We start from the raw sequence: 17,314 nt of genomic DNA on the forward strand, positions 1-17,314 counted from the left end.
CTAATTATTATGTATTTTTAAAGCTTTTAGCAAAATATTCTTTTTACTGTTAATTTCAATATCTCCATTTTTTGAAACTTGAATAATTTTTTTAGAATATTGTGTATAACTATCATTTACATCTAATTTAAAGTTTTGACCACTAACTACATTAAAATCCTTTTTAGTTTGTAATACTATTTCACTACTATCTATAAAAAATCTATTATCCGTTAATTCTATTAATATATTTTTATTTCCAAAATTCCTTTTATTGTAATCACAAAATCTTCCACTTTCTTCATTATTTATACTTAAACCTATTTTAATATCTTCCTCATTATAGGTTGGAAAATATACATCTACATTATCATTAACTTCAGGTGTTGGAAAAAATCCTGTATTTGTTTTGGAATAAAATGTTGTAAATGGAATTTTTTTCTTATTTTTACTTTTATCTTTAAAACCTAAAACATTAGAAAAATCTACTTTCATTTTTGCAATATTTTTATCCGCTATAACTTCTACAACTCTTGCTTCTAAATGTAAACCTTGTAACTTGCTTATATACTTTTGTTTGGTAAAATATTTACTACAACAATATAGCTTATTTATTACTATATTTTTTTCCATACTTATCTCAGATTTTATTATATGTAATGATGATATTTTATCTCCTGTTATATATGCCTCATCTTTTGTATAAAAAGTTACGTATTCACAGTCATTTTCAACAATATGACCCTTATTTAAAATATTTTTTATATTTGAATTAACTAAATTTTGCATTCCAAATAAAATTATGCCTTCATATGTTGATAAAATTACTTCTTTTTCATTTGATAATATTCTTTTAATAAACTCAAAATCTGTTTCCATATATTGCACATACATTCTCCCTATTTTTTTATTTAATTTTTGAGAAACAGTGTATCTTAAATTATATTCTTTCATAATTTCATCAATTATTTGTTTATAACTTACATCTTCATCTTGATATATTCTAAAATTAGTTATTTTATCAAGTTCATATGTTAAACTATAGGCAACTATTTCTATATCTTCATATCCAGTTTGTTCAAAAAATGTAATTTTACCTTTAAAAATTTTTTTGTCTTTTATTATTTCTATTGTTTTGTTAAATAATGATTCTATTTTGGAAATTTTAAATTTTATAATTAGCTTTGAATGTGTATTTAATGTGCTTAAAATGTTAAATTCTTGTATCTTGTATCCATTTAATGGTTTACCATCAATCAGTATTTTCATATTTGTACCACAATTTCTGGTTCCAAACCTAAAAAACCTTGTTTTAAATTAAGTATAAAAACTCCAATACCATTTTCATATAAATTTTTAAAAGAATAAATATACAATTTAGGTATTTTATATAATATGCCATCTATTTTAATTACAGTTTCAAAATATTTATCTTTTTTAGAAAAAATACTTTCAATTAATTTCATTTCATATATATTTACGTAAAGTTCAACTTCAACACGATTTCTATCATTTTTTAAAGTATCTATACCCAATTGCATTAAATTTATATTAATTTTTTTGATTTCATCATGTTTAATCTCTATATCATCTACTTTTGCATAATACTTCATATAGCACCTGCCTGTTTACAGTAATTCCCATTCATTTAATTCTCCTAACTGCTCAATGTTTAAGATATAAAAATGTGAAAAAATATATTCTGTCTTAATACTAAAATACATAAATTTCTCAATAATAATTTTTATTAAACTTTCATTTTTATCATTTCTTTCATAATCTAAATAAACAAGTATTGTATCTTTATGTCTATATATTATGTTATTTGGAAATATTTCTTTAATACAATTTTTAAATATATACATAAAATCATTTATATATGATGCCTTATACTCCCATTTTCTAATAACAGTGCTAGCTTCACTATTTCTTGTAATATAACTAATCGGGCTTTGAAAGAAAATATATTGTAACTTTGATAAAATTAAAATATATGAAATTATTAATTCTTTATTCATATGTTCATCAAAATTAATACCAATTAATGATAAATTAATATAAAAAACTAAATCTGTACTATCATTTATATATGTTGAACTTAAAATAAGATAGGGATTATATTCATCAAAAATTAACAAATAATCCTTTTTAATAAAACTCAAGTACCATAAATATGGATAAAATTTTATACTCATTCTATTACCCTTATCTCATATCCATTTATATTAAGCTTTAATAAATTTATTGCATGAAATAAATCTTCATATGAATATATTTTTTCAAATTTAAGATATAAATAACCTAAATTATATGTAATTATTTGATTATCATAATTAGGTATAATTAAATGTCCAATATTTTTATTAGTTATTTTAAAATCCGTAAGTTTTAGTTTGTATGTTTGATATAAAAACTTCTTTATACTTTCTATTCCAACTATTTTGTTATTAAAACCACAAATACTTTTACAATACTTAAAATTAAATCTAAAATCAAATTCAAAAATATGAAACATATCAAAAATATAGATATTGTCATATTTTGAATAAACGTCTATTCTTGTATCATATATACAAACATCATCAATTTTAGAACTGTTCTCATTTAATAAATAGATATCCTTTTTTGTTTTATCCAATATATATTTATATGCAACTATATCATTAAATCTTGTAATTTCTTTATTAAGAAGCTTTGTTTCAAATCCTATATTCCAATATACTTTCTTATAATTTGAAATTGTATTGTCAAAATTATATTCTATTTTTATATCTTCAAATGGTATATTTTCTAAAAGGGTTATATCATCTACATATTCTATAACTTTAACCCTATACATCTTATTTATATCTCTTTTATCAATACTGTACCATTTCAAATTATTTAGCATAAAAGAGTCATAAAGCTTATTTATACAAACATCATATCTTTCATCTTTAATAAGTATATATTTAAATACATACCTTTCTTCTTTTAATATAAATTCTCCAATATATGTATTATTTTCCATTTCTAATAAATCATAATAATTTTTATCAATGTATACAGTATCAAGATACTTTGAATATATTGATATATTTTCATCTTCAACTATTTCCTTTAAGAAATAATCATATTTTAGGGCTTCACTTTTACTTAATAAAACTGTGTAAATACATGGACTATCCTTATTTTGTGAAAGTATTTTATAATCCAAATTTAAAAGTCCATTTTCTAATGTATTACTTATATGATTTTCAAAAACTTTAGTATGTTCTAAAAATTCTTTCTTATCTATTTCCAATTTATTTTTGCCTCCTTATTTTTTGTAATACGAATATATAACAAAGATGATGAAAAAATGATAAAAAATTTAAATTTTTTAAAGTTTTAATTTTAGTTAAAAAATAAAAAATATTCTAAAAAACAACAATCATTTTTTAGAATAAATCTATTTTTTTAAAATAATAAATAAGCCAATTTTTTAATAAAAAAATAGGAGCAAACTAAAATAATTTGTCTCCATTAATTTTATTTAACTAAATATTCATTATTTGGTCTAAAAGTTATTAAAAATTTTGAATTTTTTACTTCTGAAACTGTTGGTATCCACTTCACATCATTCATTCTAGTTTTTGTATAATAAATGTCAATATTTAATTTATTATTTGATACATATGAAAGATATTCTTTATACGTAAACTTATTAGAATCTATAATATATATTAAACTTCTTTTACCTTTTATTTTATAAAGTCTTTCAAGTTCTTTTACACAATCAGAACACCAAGGAGCTCCATATATAATTATAGAATTAGGTTTTACAATGCTTAATGCCTTGTGTTCTTTACCAAATTTATCTAAAACTATCACATTTTCTATCTGTTTTCTAGCTGTTTGATCTATTTCGTTTTTATATTTTTCATAGTATACTTTTTCACTTATTCCTGTTATATCAAGTTTATTTAAATTAAAATATATTGCAGGTATAGTTTCTATTTCAAGTTTAGAAGCAAGATTTAAATTACCATCAACGGATTCATCATATACAATAGGAAAGTTGTATTTTTTTTCTGTCATAAACTCTTTTATATATTCTCTTGTATCCGTTCCTGCAATAACAGTTAATATATGGTAATTATCTCTATATTTATCATATATTTTTTGTAAATGCTCATATTGAGCTTGACAATGTGGACACCATACAGCTGAATAAACTGCATAATTATCTTTAAACATATCTAATGTTGCTGTTTTATATTCTTCTTCTATAGTTTTAGCAACTTCTTTGCCATTATTAAGTTTGCAATCGCCTTTACATTCAGCTTTTGAGTTACTACAAGAAATAATTATTAAAAATATTGCAAAAAATTTAATTACTTTCTTCATACATTCCTCCTTCTAATTGTCTTGCTTGATAACATTAGTATAAAATTGTATTTTTTCCTTTTCTTTTTTATTTGAAAGTTCAAGTAATAAATTACAAGCTACTTTTTTATTTATATTCCACATTTCAAGTGCTACAGCTTTTTTATTTTTCAAATCAGCTTTTTTATATTTTAATAATTGTCTTTTTTCATTATTGTTTCCATTAAAATCATCAGTAAATTCTAATATGTCCTCTTTATTTAATATTTGTGAAAGCCCTATAAGTTTATCTAAAGTTTGATCACTTGTTTTATTATATAAATATGATTTTTTATACTCTTCATAAGCTTTTTCAAGTGCACCTTTATCATAATACATATGTGCTACATAAAAATATGATGGTTTATAATCTGTAAGTTCATTATAAAGTTTTGTAGAAATATCCCACATATCTTTTTGATAAGCCGCATTAGCAATTGCAAGTTTCATTTCATTATCATCTTTTTCGTACTCATAACTTATATTTTTATTCTTTTCTATATCAGATAAAATAGCTAGCCTAAACTTTTTGTTAAGTAGATACGTTAAAATATCTTTTGCTTCTTTAGTATTACTATCTAAAATTAAATATTTTGAATAAAGTGCATAATTATCTTTTTCTTCAATAAAAATTTTTAATATATCGTAAATTTCTTTTGGAAAAAGATAATTAAGCTGTGTTAATAGTTTTACTCCTAAAATATATCTGTCAGATTTAGTTATAGTTCCCTCTTTATATTTTTTATATAAATGTTCAACTTCTAAAAATTCTTTTTTCTTATTAACTATATCTTTTAATTCTTCACTGTCTTCTTGCAATTTATATTTTTCTAATACATTAATTGCATTTTCAAATTCAAATTTAGTGTAATACTCGTAAAATAAACGTCTTGAAGCATCTTCATTTCCAGATTCAACAGATTTTTTTAAATATTCTCCAGCTTTTCCATCATAATCTAAATTTGCATAAAATAAGTCTTCATATCCTTGATTATTATCCTTTTTATTTTCATAAAATTTTTTAGCTGATTCTTCATCTAAAGTAGAATTTATGATTCTAAAAAGTAATTTATTATTTTTATCCATTTTATATGCTTTATTAAAGTATTTCAAATAAGTATCATCATCTTTTGTATAATATGAAACTATTGCACTTTCAATATTATCATAATATGACTGATTATTTTCTCTAATAGATATAAAATAGATGATTGAAAAAATAGATACTAAAATAATCACTATAATGATTAGTATTTTTTTCATCTTACTTTTGCTCCTATTTTAACATCTTCCGGCACAATAACAAGTCTTACTTTTTTCTTTTCTTCTGTAGTAAGAAGCATTCCTTGAGATAACTCATTTGCAAGTTTAACAGGTTCTAAATTTAAAACTGCCAATACTTTCTTAGATACCAATTCACTTGGATTTTCATAATATTTTGCAATTCCTGATAAAATTTGCCTTTTTTCAGTTCCTGTATTTACAATAAATTTAAGTAAATTAGATGAGTTTTCTACTTTTGAAACACTAAGTATCTCAACTACATTAATTTTAACCTTATTGAAATCATCTATAGTTATAGGATTTTGTATTTTTAAATCTTGTTCATATTCTGATTTTTTGATTTCTATTCTAGGAAAAATTGGTTTTGCTTCCTTTATTGTTGTTCCCCATTTATACTCACCTATATTATAAATAACCTTAGAATGTATATCATCATTTATTCCTAATTGATAAAGTATTTCTTGACTTGCATCAACTAACACAGGCGAAACCAAATATGCTATTTTATATATCATATTAAATAAAGTATACATTACAGTTTGTAATCTATCCTTGTTATCTTCTTTTGCAAGTAACCAAGGACTTGTTTCATCAATATATTTATTCATACGAGATATTAATTTCCATATTATTTTTAAACTTTCAGAAAAATTGCATTCTTCTAATTTTTCATAGACTTCTTTTACGGTTAAATTATATAATTCATTCACTTCATTATCTATTTCTTCATATGTTTTTGGTTCTAAAACTATATCTCCAAAATATTTTTTTTGCATACCTATAGTTCTATTTAATAAATTACCTAAATCATTTGATAAATCAGCGTTTATTCTCATAACAACAGCTTTTTGAGAATAATCTGCATCAAGTCCAAAAGTTGACTCTCTTATTAAATAATATCTAAATGCATCAACTCCATATTTTTCTACCTCTTCAATAGGATCAACCACATTACCTAATGATTTACTCATTTTTTCACCATCAACAGTCCACCAACCATGAGCTGCAATGTGATCTGGTAATTTTATACCTGCTGACATTAACATTGCCGGCCAAATTATAGCATGAAATCTTAATATGTCTTTTCCTATAAAATGTGAAACAGTTGCATTGTTCCAAATTCTATCAAAATTTTCTAAATCTCCGTAACCTGCTCCTGTAAGATATGAATTTAGTGCATCAAACCATACATATATTATATGTTTATCATTTAATTCAAGAGGTATCCCCCAAGTAAATGTTGTTCTTGAAATTGATAAATCTTGTAAACCTTGATTTATAAACGCAACAACTTCATTTTTTCTATGTTTTGGAAGTATAAAATCAGGATTTTCATCATAATATTTTAATAATTTATCAGCATACTTTGAAAGTCTGAAAAAATATGTTGGTTCTGACACTTCTATTACTTCTTTTCCTAAATATTTTCCATCTACAAGTTGACTTTCAGTAACAAATGTTTCTTCAGAAACACAATATTTTCCTTTATATTCACCTTCATAAATATCGCCATTTTCATACACTTTTTTTATAATATCTTTTACAGTAAATAAATGTCTTTCTTGAGTTGTTCTTACATAATCATCATTTGAAATTTTTAAAAGTTTCCAAAGTGATGTAAAATCATCGCTCATTTTATCTACCCATTGTTGAGGTGTTACATTATTTTTTTCTGCTGATTCCTGTATTTTTTGACCATGTTCATCAACTCCTGTTGTAAAAACTACATCATTTCCATAAAGTCTTTCAAATCTTGCAAGTACATCACAAATTATTGTTGTATACGCTGTTCCTATATGTGGTTTCGCATTAGGATAATAGATTGGTGTTGTTATATATTTTGTTTTCATTTTTCCCCCTAAAAGTTAAAATCATTTTGTCTATAAGCTTCAAATAATACTATAGCTGCTGAATTTGATAAATTTAACGATCTTCCCAAATTTATCATAGGTATTGTTATACAAGTATTTTCATTTTCTTTTAAAATATGTTCAGGTATACCTCTAGTTTCAGGGCCAAACATAATATAATCATCTTTAGAAAATTTAACATCTGTATATTTATTTTTTGTTTTTGTTGTTGAATAAAAAATTCTTTTCCCCTTTGTTGCATTTTTAAATTCATCATAATTTTCCCATATGACAAGTTTAACATCTTTCCAATAATCTAAACCTGCTCTTTTAACTGTTTTTTCATCTATATCAAATCCCAATGGTTTTATAAGATGTAATGTTGTGTTTGTTAATACACAAGTTCTTCCTATATTACCGGTATTATATGGTATTTCCGGTTCGTACAATACAATATTCATATTTAGCTCCTATTTATTAAACATTTTCTTATATTCTTCAAGACTTATTTTTTTTAAATTTGTAATATTACTTTTTGACACACTCATTTTTGGTACTACAAAGCCTTTTTTGCTATTAAAATGTGTTATAGCAATTGCTATTGCATCAGCTGCATCATCAGGTTTTGGTATTTCATCAAGTTTTAATATCATTTTTACCATTTCTTGTATTTGTTTTTTTGTAGCTCTACCATATGAAGCAACGCCCATTTTTACTTGAAGTGGTGTATAATCATAAATTGATAACCCATTTTTTATTGCAACCAAATTTATTACACCTCTTGCTTGACTAACTTTTATAACAGTTTTCTGATTTTTAAAAAAGTATAAATCTTCTATTGCCATTTCTGTTGGTTGATAAAGTTTAATTATAGTATCTAGTTTATTATATATTTGCTCAAGTCTTACAGGCATATCATCTGTTTTATTTGTAAATATGCACCCATAATCAATTAGCTTATATTTTCCATTATCAACGTCAAGTATTGAATAACCAACAATAGCAGTTCCAGGATCTATTCCTAACACTCTCATAAAAATCACCTCATATTTGATTATTTTACCATAAATATTGATTTTTTTACATATCATATTTTTTTGATTTTTTTGAAAACCTATATTTTTCCTTTTATTCCAAGTAAAAATAATGTATAATACATGTATTAATAGTCATGTGAAAGGAATGTATTTTAATGAGAGTAATAATATTAAAAAATAAAGAAGAAATCGGTAAATGGAGTGCTTATGTTATAGCCAAAAGAATAAATGAATTTAAACCTACAAAAGAAAGACCATTTGTATTAGGGCTTCCAACAGGTTCAACTCCTCTTATAACATATAAAGAATTAATAAATCTTAACAAAAAAGGAATAGTTTCATTTGAAAATGTAGTTACTTTTAATATGGACGAATATGTTGGACTAAGCGAAACACATAATCAAAGTTACCATTACTTTATGAATGAAAACTTCTTTAACCACATTGACATAAAAAAAGAAAATATTAATATACTTGATGGTTTAGCTGATGATTTAGAAAAAGAATGTCAAAGATATGAGGAAAAAATAAAAAATTACGGAGGAATACACTTTTTCTTAGGTGGAGTCGGTGAAGATGGTCACATTGCTTTCAATGAGCCAGGATCTTCTCTTGCATCACGTACTCGTGATAAAGAGCTTACACAAGATACTATAATAGTAAACTCTAGATTTTTTGATGGAGATATAAATAAAGTTCCAAAACTTGCATTAACTGTCGGTGTTGGCACTATAATGGATAGTGATGAAGTTATGATAATGGCTAATGGTTATAAAAAAGCCGTTGCTGTTAGACATGCAATAGAAATGGGTATTAACCATATGTGGACTGTTTCAATGCTACAAACTCATAAAAAAGCAATCATTGTAATTGATGAAGATGCTGCTTCTGAATTAAAGCTTAAAACATATAGATATTTTAAAGATATTGAAGCAAAAAAACTAGATATTGAAAAGCTATATGAGCTTATAAAAAAATAGACAAAATCTTAAAATTATAATATAATTTAAACAAAAAAGGAGTTGACAAATGAAAAAAGTTTTATTTATTTTAACTGCAATAAGTATTATGTTTAATTCTTATGCAGCTAGTAGAAATTTTACATTTCAAGGCTTTGTTCCTAATAGTGCAACTGAACAAACAAAAGTAATTGATAAAAAAATTGGCGATAATATATCTTATCCTGTATTTGAAGGAAATACTAAATTAATAAAAACCTTAAATAAAGAAGTTGATAAACTACTTTTAAAATATAAAAGAAGAGCTGAAAATCATATTGTTTTATACAACATACAAGCAGATAACAGTTATTTTAAAAGTATAATATTTACAATTCTTAGAATAAATACTCAAACAAAAGAAGTGGAAAATATTGAATATAGTACTATAAATGTTGATACTAAAACAGGAAGCACATTAAATCTATCAGATTTATTTGTTTCAGGGTATGAAGATGCTTTTAACGGAGCAATTAAAGAAAGAATGCAACAATTTGGTTTACAAGCTATTCCTAATTTTAAAGGTGTTACTCGTAATCAACCGTTTTATTTAACTGATACTACGGTTACTGTAATATTTAATAAAGGGCAAGCTACACAAACTGGTGATAAAATTGCATTTTTACCATTTGTAATACAAGAGTTAGTTGGAATTATAAAATAGGAGAAAATTTAAAATGCAAAATACTAAATGGAAACTTAAAAATGTCGCTTCCGGTAATATAGATTTACCAATAGACAAAGATATTCTTAGTATTTTAGCAGGTAGATCTATTATAAATAAACAAGATATAATAGATTTTATAAACCCAGATTTAGAAAAACTAACTGAGCCTAATAAACTTTATGATATGCAAAAAGCGGTTAAAAGACTTATGTCCGCTATAAAAAATGATGAGAAGATTTGTATATATGGTGATTATGATGTGGATGGTATTACATCTACATCTATTTTATATATAGGCTTAAAAAATCTAGGTGCAAAATATGTAGACTATTACATACCTGTTAGAGATGAAGGATACGGTTTAAACAATGAGGCACTAAAAAGTATAAAAGATAAAGGTACTGACATAATCATTACAGTTGATTGCGGTATAACATCATATAACGAAATTGAATATGCAAATAAATTAGAGCTTACAACAATAATAACCGACCATCATACTCTACTTAGACCTGAGGTCCCTAATGCTTATGCCGTCATAAATCCAAAAAGACTGGAAAATACATATAATTTTGATGGACTTGCAGGTGTTGGGACAGCTTTTATGCTTCTTTTACAGTTATATACCGAATATGGAAAAAAACATGAAGCTTTTGATTTTTTAGATTTAGTTGCTATAGGAACTGTAGCTGATATTGTTCCTTTAATAAGTCAAAATAGAATTATAGTTAAATTTGGACTTGAAAAATTAAAAAATACTAAAAATTTGGGACTTAAAAAATTATGTGAAAGATTATTTAGTGACAAAGGCAAAGACTATGAATATACCACAGGAGATATAGGATTTTTAATAAGTCCAGTTTTTAATGCTGCTGGTAGATTACAAGATGCAAAAATGGTTGTTAAGCTTTTAATTTCAAATAATGAACGTGAAATAGCTGTCATAATTGATGAACTTATACTAAAAAATACACAAAGAAAAAGCATTCAAAACAGTATATTTGAAGAAAGTAAAAATAATTTAGATAAAAAACAAAATGACTATATTTTAATTGACAGTAACCAAAATTATCATCACGGAGTAATAGGTATTGTTGCTTCAAAAATAGTTGATACTTATTATAAACCATCAATAATAATGGAAGAAAAACCTGAAGAAGGAATTGCTGTTGCTTCTTGTAGAAGTATTCCAGGTTTTAATATAACAAAAGCATTACAATTTTGTGAAAAACATTTGGTTAAATATGGTGGACATGCGGGTGCAGCAGGTTTTACAATAAAAATTGAAAATATAAAAAACTTTTCAAAAGATATAAATGATTATGCAAAAGAAACATTAAAACAGGAAGATTTTTATAAACTTATAGAAATTGATAAAATTATACCTATACAAAAAATTTCATATGAATTTTATAAAACACTTGAATTATTGAAACCTTTTGGATTTGGAAACCCTACTCCTGTGTTCTTAACTAAAAATGTATTAATTGAAAATGCAAGATTAATTGGAGAAAATAAAAATCATCTAAGTTTTGATATATCTCAAAAAGGTTATTTCAATAAGGGGGCTGTTTGGTTTTCAAATGCTAACAAATTAAATGAAATAAATAATAATCTATTTTATGATATTGTGTATAAAATTAACGTTAATCAATATAAAGGGAAATTTTATACCAAAGTTATGATAGATGATGCAAAAGTTTCTTTATTAAAGGAAGATAAGTTTTCATACTTAAACTCACTTTACGAAACAAGCTTTCCTATGAAATCAATATTTTACACCACTCAAGATATTGATATAAATACAGATATTCATTTAAACTTTGATTATGAAAGAGTTTCAGTTTACAATAACAGAACATATATTGCAAGATTAGATTCTGGTATTTCAAGACTTTTAATTCAAACTAAAGATTTTTATAACTTTAAATTTAAAATAAAAATTGAAAAAATTACTAATTTTGAAAACACAAATATTGTTGAAATAATAATAAAAAGGGATTATGATTTTGAATCTTATCACAAAAATGACATAAATTTATTTAAAAAGATAAAAAAAGAATTAATTCAAGACTTAGAATACAGCTCTTTAAATAAAAAAATACTCTCTTTATTATTCAAAGAAAATAAATCTATTTTAATAAGTGATAAAAATATTGAAAGCGATGTACCAATAACTGAAAACGCATACATACCTTTAATACTTACTTTTGGTATGTATCATATGAAAAAACTTAATAAAAAAGCTTTATTTTTAACAAAAAACAAATTATTTAAAAATAACTCATACATAAAATATTATTTTGATTTTAAAATTACAAATGACACATCTTCTTTCCTTATAATTGACAAAAATACATATTTTAATGATGTGAATTTTTCTATTTTTAGCAAAATAATAATGTTTGATAACAATAATAGTGATACTCAAAATTTTGAAAGTGTTATACATAAAATAAAGTTACCTGAAAATGTAAGGCTTTTATCAAAAGAAAAAGTAACTGATATAAATACAGATAATGTATTTATTAAATCTTTACCAAATAATGAAAAAATTAAAATAATGGAAAAAATTAAAAATGGAGAAATAATATATGCTGATAAAAGCATTATTGATATCTTATAGGAGGAAAATATATGTCAGTTGGAATATTTTATGGAACAACAACGGGTGTTACGGAAGAAGTGGCACAAATAGTAAAAGATAAAATACCTAATGCCGAAATATTTGATGTTGCGGACGGAATAGACAACATGTCAGAATTTGATTTTTTAATCTTATGTGCCTCAACTTGGGGATTAGGAGATATTCAAGATGATTGGATGGCTGTAATTGATGACCTTCCAAAACTTGCTGAAAAACCTGTTGCTCTTCTTGGAACAGGAGATTGTATTGCATTTGCAGATACATTTGTTGACGGATTAAAATTATTATATGATAAATGTAAAAGAGCAGGTGCAAAAATAGTAGGACAAGTTCCTACACAAGATTATGACTTTGCAGATTCTATTGCAATTTTAGATAATAAATTTTTAGGTCTTGCAATAGATCACATGAATGAACCTGAAAAAACTGAAGAAAGAATTGAAAACTGGTTAATTACTTTAGAAAAATACATAAAATAAGGAGGCACAATTATGAAAATAGTTGTTATTGGTGGTGGAGCAGCAGGAATGATGTTTTCTACACAATATAAAAGAAAAAATCCAAATGATGAAGTAATTGTTTTTGAAAAAACCAAATATGTTTCTTGGGCAGGATGTCCAACTCCGTATTATATTGCTGATGAATTATCATTTTCACATGTTGTTCTTGGAACTGTTGAAAGTTTTGAAAAAAAAGGGATAAATGTAAATATTAATAGTCTCGTATCTTCAGTTGATACTAAAAATAAATATGTTGTAGTTAATAATCAAAAAGTGTATTATGACAAGCTTGTTATTGCATGTGGAGCAAAATCAAAAGGAGAATATGGATTTACATTATCTCACGCAGTTGATGCAGAAAAAATAAAAGAATATATAAAAAATGAAAAACCAAAAAAAGCAGTTATTATAGGTAGTGGATTTATAGGTCTTGAAATGGCAGAATCTTTCCTTCTTCAAAATATCAGCGTTGATATAATAGAAATTGGTGATACATTACTTCCAAATATACCTGAAAATTTAAAAGAAGAATTTTATAACAAAGTAAAATCAAGCGGATTAAATGTTCACTTAAACACATCAATAAAAGAATACAATGAAAAATATTTAATACTTAATAACGATGAAAAATTAGAATATGACATTTTATTAACAAGTATAGGAATTAGACCTAATATAGACTTTTTAGATAATCAACTTGAAACTAAAGACGGTAAAATCATTGTAAATGATGTATTTGAAACTTCATGTGAAAATATATATGCTATCGGAGATTGTGTATATAATAAATATAACGGTGAAGATATATATATTTATTCTCCTTTTGGAGATGTTGCCAATAAACACGGAATGATCCTTGCTAAAAACTTATCAGGTATAAAAACAAAATGGCAAGGAACTATGGGTAGCTATGCAAGTTCATATTTTGATATTAAATTTGCAGGTACCGGACTTACATTAAAAAAAGCAATAGAACTAGGACATAATGCTGATGTTATTGAATTAATTGCTCAAACTAAAAATTCAGGATTTAAAGATTTTAAACCTATAAAAATGCAAGTAGTTTATGATAAAGATAAACAAATAGTTTTAGGGGCTACTGCTGTAGGTTATGAAAGTGTGGCACAATTTATTGATCAAATTTCAATAGTAGCATATAGCAAAATGCCTATTAAGGAATTTATAAACATTGATTTTTGTTATTCACCAACAAATTCAAGTGTTTGGAATCCATTATTAGTAGTTTATAGAAAGGTTATAAAATAAATGAGATTAGGTGCGTTATATACAACAAAAAAAACAATCTTTAAAGTTTGGGCACCAGATGCTGATAAGGTTTGTTTAAAAGATTATACAAATAATAAAATATATGAAATGAAAAAACAAGTAAATGGTGTTCATTATATAAAAATTGAAGGCAATTTAGCAGGTGTAGAATATACATATTTAGCTCATTTTGGAGATACTGTAAATGAAGCTGTGGATCCATATGCAAAAGCTGTTACAGTAAATGGTGAAAGAGGTGTAGTAATTAACTTAAAAAAAACTAATCCAATACATTTTAAAAGAATGCCAAGTTTTACAGATCCAACTGATGCAGTGATATATGAATTACATGTTAGAGATTTTTCAATTGATAAAAGTTCTAAGATAAAAAATAAGGGAACTTTTATGGGACTTATTGAAAAACATGGTATTAACTATTTAAAATCTCTTGGAATTACTCATTTACAATTATTACCAATATTTGATTATAGTAAAGAATCAGTAGATGAAACTGATATATTTGAAAAATATAACTGGGGATATGACCCTGTAAATTATAACGCAGTTGAAGGTTCGTATTCTCGTAATCCATATATTCCTGAAAATAGAATAATGGAACTAAAAAAAATGATAAAAAAATTACATGAGAATGATATCCGTGTAATAATGGACGTTGTATACAACCATGTTTATGATGTTAAAAGTCATAGTTTTGATAAATTAAATCCAAATTATGCTTTTAGAATGAATGAGGACGGTAAAACTTATTCAAATGGTACAGGTTGTGGAAATGATGTAGCATCAGAAAAAAAATGGATTAGAAAATACATTGTAGATAGTGTCGTTTATTGGGCTAAAGAATATAAACTTGATGGTTTCAGATTTGATTTAATGGGTATATTAGATGTAACTACAATGAATGAAATACGTAAAGAATTAGATAAAATAGATAAAGGGATTATAATCCTTGGTGAAGGTTGGGATCTTAACACTACTTTACCTGATGATAAAAAAGCAAAACAAAGTAATGCAATTCAAATGGAAAGAATAGCCTTTTTCAGTGATAACTTTAGAGACAGTATAAAAGGAAGCACATTTGAAACTGTAGGTAAAGGATTTATAAGTGGTTCTAGGAAAAAAAATGATGACGTAATAAAATCAATAAAAGGTGGTAACGGACTATATTCTTACACAGGTCCAGAACAAGTTGTGCAATATGTTGAAGCTCACGATAATTATACTATGTTTGACCATCTAACTAAACTTAATATTAAATTCATTAAAAGAAGACATTTAATTGCAACATCATTGGTTTTAACTTCACAAGGTGTCCCATTTTTACATGCAGGACAAGAATTTTTCAGAACAAAACAAGGTGTTGAAAATTCATATAAATCATCTGATGAAATAAATAAATTTGATTGGAATTTAGCAAAACAAAATAAAAAATATATTAAGTATGTTTCAGATTTAATTAGTTTAAGAAAAAGTGAAAAATTATTCAGAATGAAAACATATGATGAAATTGAAAAAAAACTTACAGTTTTAGAACATAAAAATAATGTCCTTGTATATTCATTAGGATCACACAAAAAATACATTATTATTGCCAATGCGTCAACATCAAAAATTAAAGTTAATTTTAATGGTGAATATAATGTAATATTTAATAATTTTAAACAAATTGAAGATGATGTACGTGTAAGAAAAAGTATTGATGTGACATCTTTAAACTTTATAATATTAAGAAAAATAAAATAACAGGAAGTAAATATAAATGAAAAAATTATATATCATTATTACAATAATATTACTTATATTTTCTTGTGCTAAAAAACCTAAAAAAGAGGATAAAACAAAGTTTAACATAGGAATTTTACAACTTGTTGCTCACCCTGCTCTTGATAAAGCAAGAAATGGTTTTGAAGATGCTTTCAAAGAAAAAGGAATAAAAGTAAGCTTTAAAGAAAAAAATGCAAACGGTGAACTTGCTACTGCAAATCTTATTGCTAATACTTTTGTAAATGAAAATGTTGACTTAATTTATGCAATTGCCACAACAAGTGCACAAGCAAGTTTAAATGCTACAAAAGATATACCTATTATTTTTTCTGCTGTTACAAACCCTATAGATGCTGGATTAAAAAGCAAAAATATAACAGGTGTTAGTGATAAAATAAATGTCAAAGAACAGTTATTACTTTTAAAGCAAATAAAACCTGATGTTAAAACTGTTGGATTTTTATATAATTCATCTGAAAAAAATTCTGTATCACAATTACAAGAAATAGAAAAAGTTGCAAAAGAATTAGATTTAACAATTGTTTCTAAAAGTGTTACACAAGCTAATGAAGTTTTACAAACTTTAAAATATCTTTTAGATAAATCTGATGCTCTATACACACCTACTGATAATTTAATAGCATCTGTAATGCCTTTAATTACTTCTAATGCTATCGAAAGCAAAAAAATAGTAATTGGTGCTGAAGCTTCACATGTTGAACTTGGGGCATTAATTTCAAAAGGTATTGATTACTATGAAATGGGTAAAGTTGCGGGTGAAATGGCAATTAAGGTCCTAGTTGAAAAAACAAAGCCGGAACAAATACCATATTTAACACTTAATGCAACAGATGTTAAAATTAATAAGAATACTTTAAATAAGCTAAAAATTACATTAAACGATTCAATTAAATAGAG

General features: G+C 24.7%; 16 protein-coding genes. 7 read left to right on the top strand and 9 right to left on the bottom strand.

Annotation, left to right across the window (positions count from 1 at the left end):
* The 9 genes from AWT63_RS02675 to ruvC all read right to left on the bottom strand — a co-directional run bounded on the left by AWT63_RS02675 (position 1) and on the right by ruvC (position 8,533).
* The gene (locus tag AWT63_RS02675; protein ID WP_068268269.1) at positions 1 to 1,248 is read right to left on the bottom strand and encodes a contractile injection system protein, VgrG/Pvc8 family; all 1,248 of its coding nucleotides are present in this window, start codon (positions 1,246 to 1,248) and stop codon (positions 1 to 3) included.
* Positions 1,245 to 1,592, bottom strand: a complete 348-nt coding sequence (locus AWT63_RS02680) for a hypothetical protein (protein ID WP_068268271.1) — start codon at positions 1,590 to 1,592, stop codon at positions 1,245 to 1,247. The genes AWT63_RS02675 and AWT63_RS02680 overlap by 4 nt, the downstream gene beginning before the upstream one ends.
* A 15-nt stretch (positions 1,593 to 1,607) precedes the next feature.
* Entirely contained in the window at positions 1,608 to 2,174 is a 567-nt protein-coding gene (locus AWT63_RS02685; protein WP_068268273.1) for a hypothetical protein, read from the bottom strand.
* On the bottom strand, positions 2,171 to 3,262 hold the full coding sequence (locus AWT63_RS02690; RefSeq protein ID WP_068268275.1) for a hypothetical protein: 1,092 nt from the start codon (positions 3,260 to 3,262) through the stop codon (positions 2,171 to 2,173). Before AWT63_RS02690 ends, AWT63_RS02685 begins: the two co-directional genes overlap by 4 nt.
* A gap of 227 nt (positions 3,263 to 3,489) precedes the next feature.
* A complete protein-coding gene (locus tag AWT63_RS02695; protein ID WP_068268277.1) occupies positions 3,490 to 4,347 on the bottom strand; it encodes a redoxin domain-containing protein in 858 nt (285 codons plus the stop codon).
* A gap of 12 nt (positions 4,348 to 4,359) precedes the next feature.
* Positions 4,360 to 5,628 carry a hypothetical protein gene (locus AWT63_RS02700; protein WP_068268279.1) on the bottom strand — a complete coding sequence of 423 codons (1,269 nt, stop codon included), beginning with the start codon at positions 5,626 to 5,628 and terminating at the stop codon, positions 4,360 to 4,362.
* The gene (gene metG / locus AWT63_RS02705; RefSeq protein ID WP_068268280.1) at positions 5,625 to 7,499 is read right to left on the bottom strand and encodes a methionine--tRNA ligase; all 1,875 of its coding nucleotides are present in this window, start codon (positions 7,497 to 7,499) and stop codon (positions 5,625 to 5,627) included. The genes AWT63_RS02700 and metG overlap by 4 nt, the downstream gene beginning before the upstream one ends.
* 8 nt (positions 7,500 to 7,507) lie before the next feature.
* On the bottom strand, positions 7,508 to 7,960 hold the full coding sequence (locus AWT63_RS02710) for a tRNA (cytidine(34)-2'-O)-methyltransferase (RefSeq protein ID WP_068268282.1): 453 nt from the start codon (positions 7,958 to 7,960) through the stop codon (positions 7,508 to 7,510).
* Between the two features lie 9 nt (positions 7,961 to 7,969).
* On the bottom strand, positions 7,970 to 8,533 hold the full coding sequence (ruvC, locus tag AWT63_RS02715) for a crossover junction endodeoxyribonuclease RuvC (protein WP_068268284.1): 564 nt from the start codon (positions 8,531 to 8,533) through the stop codon (positions 7,970 to 7,972).
* A 158-nt stretch (positions 8,534 to 8,691) separates the two neighbouring features.
* On the opposite strand from ruvC, the gene nagB reads away from it, so the two are divergent.
* The 7 genes from nagB to AWT63_RS02750 are packed head-to-tail and all read left to right on the top strand — an operon-like array spanning position 8,692 to position 17,312.
* The gene (gene nagB / locus AWT63_RS02720; RefSeq protein ID WP_068268286.1) at positions 8,692 to 9,516 is read left to right on the top strand and encodes a glucosamine-6-phosphate deaminase; all 825 of its coding nucleotides are present in this window, start codon (positions 8,692 to 8,694) and stop codon (positions 9,514 to 9,516) included.
* A 49-nt stretch (positions 9,517 to 9,565) separates the two neighbouring features.
* Positions 9,566 to 10,198, top strand: coding sequence for a DUF3298 domain-containing protein (locus tag AWT63_RS02725; RefSeq protein WP_068268288.1), 633 nt, complete (start codon positions 9,566 to 9,568; stop codon positions 10,196 to 10,198).
* A 13-nt stretch (positions 10,199 to 10,211) separates the two neighbouring features.
* Positions 10,212 to 12,827, top strand: coding sequence for a single-stranded-DNA-specific exonuclease RecJ (gene recJ, locus AWT63_RS02730; RefSeq protein WP_068268293.1), 2,616 nt, complete (start codon positions 10,212 to 10,214; stop codon positions 12,825 to 12,827).
* Positions 12,828 to 12,838: 11 nt separating this feature from the next.
* Positions 12,839 to 13,327, top strand: coding sequence for a flavodoxin (locus AWT63_RS02735; RefSeq protein ID WP_068268294.1), 489 nt, complete (start codon positions 12,839 to 12,841; stop codon positions 13,325 to 13,327).
* Positions 13,328 to 13,339: 12 nt separating this feature from the next.
* Positions 13,340 to 14,614 carry an FAD-dependent oxidoreductase gene (locus AWT63_RS02740; RefSeq protein ID WP_068268295.1) on the top strand — a complete coding sequence of 425 codons (1,275 nt, stop codon included), beginning with the start codon at positions 13,340 to 13,342 and terminating at the stop codon, positions 14,612 to 14,614.
* On the top strand, positions 14,615 to 16,375 hold the full coding sequence (gene pulA, locus AWT63_RS02745) for a type I pullulanase (protein WP_068268297.1): 1,761 nt from the start codon (positions 14,615 to 14,617) through the stop codon (positions 16,373 to 16,375). It begins immediately after the preceding gene.
* 16 nt (positions 16,376 to 16,391) lie between these two features.
* Positions 16,392 to 17,312 carry an ABC transporter substrate-binding protein gene (locus AWT63_RS02750; RefSeq protein WP_068268299.1) on the top strand — a complete coding sequence of 307 codons (921 nt, stop codon included), beginning with the start codon at positions 16,392 to 16,394 and terminating at the stop codon, positions 17,310 to 17,312.
* The last annotated feature ends 2 nt before the right edge of the window (positions 17,313 to 17,314 follow it).

Origin of the sequence: Caviibacter abscessus, assembly GCF_001517835.1 — a bacterium.
GTDB lineage: Bacteria > Fusobacteriota > Fusobacteriia > Fusobacteriales > Leptotrichiaceae > Caviibacter > Caviibacter abscessus.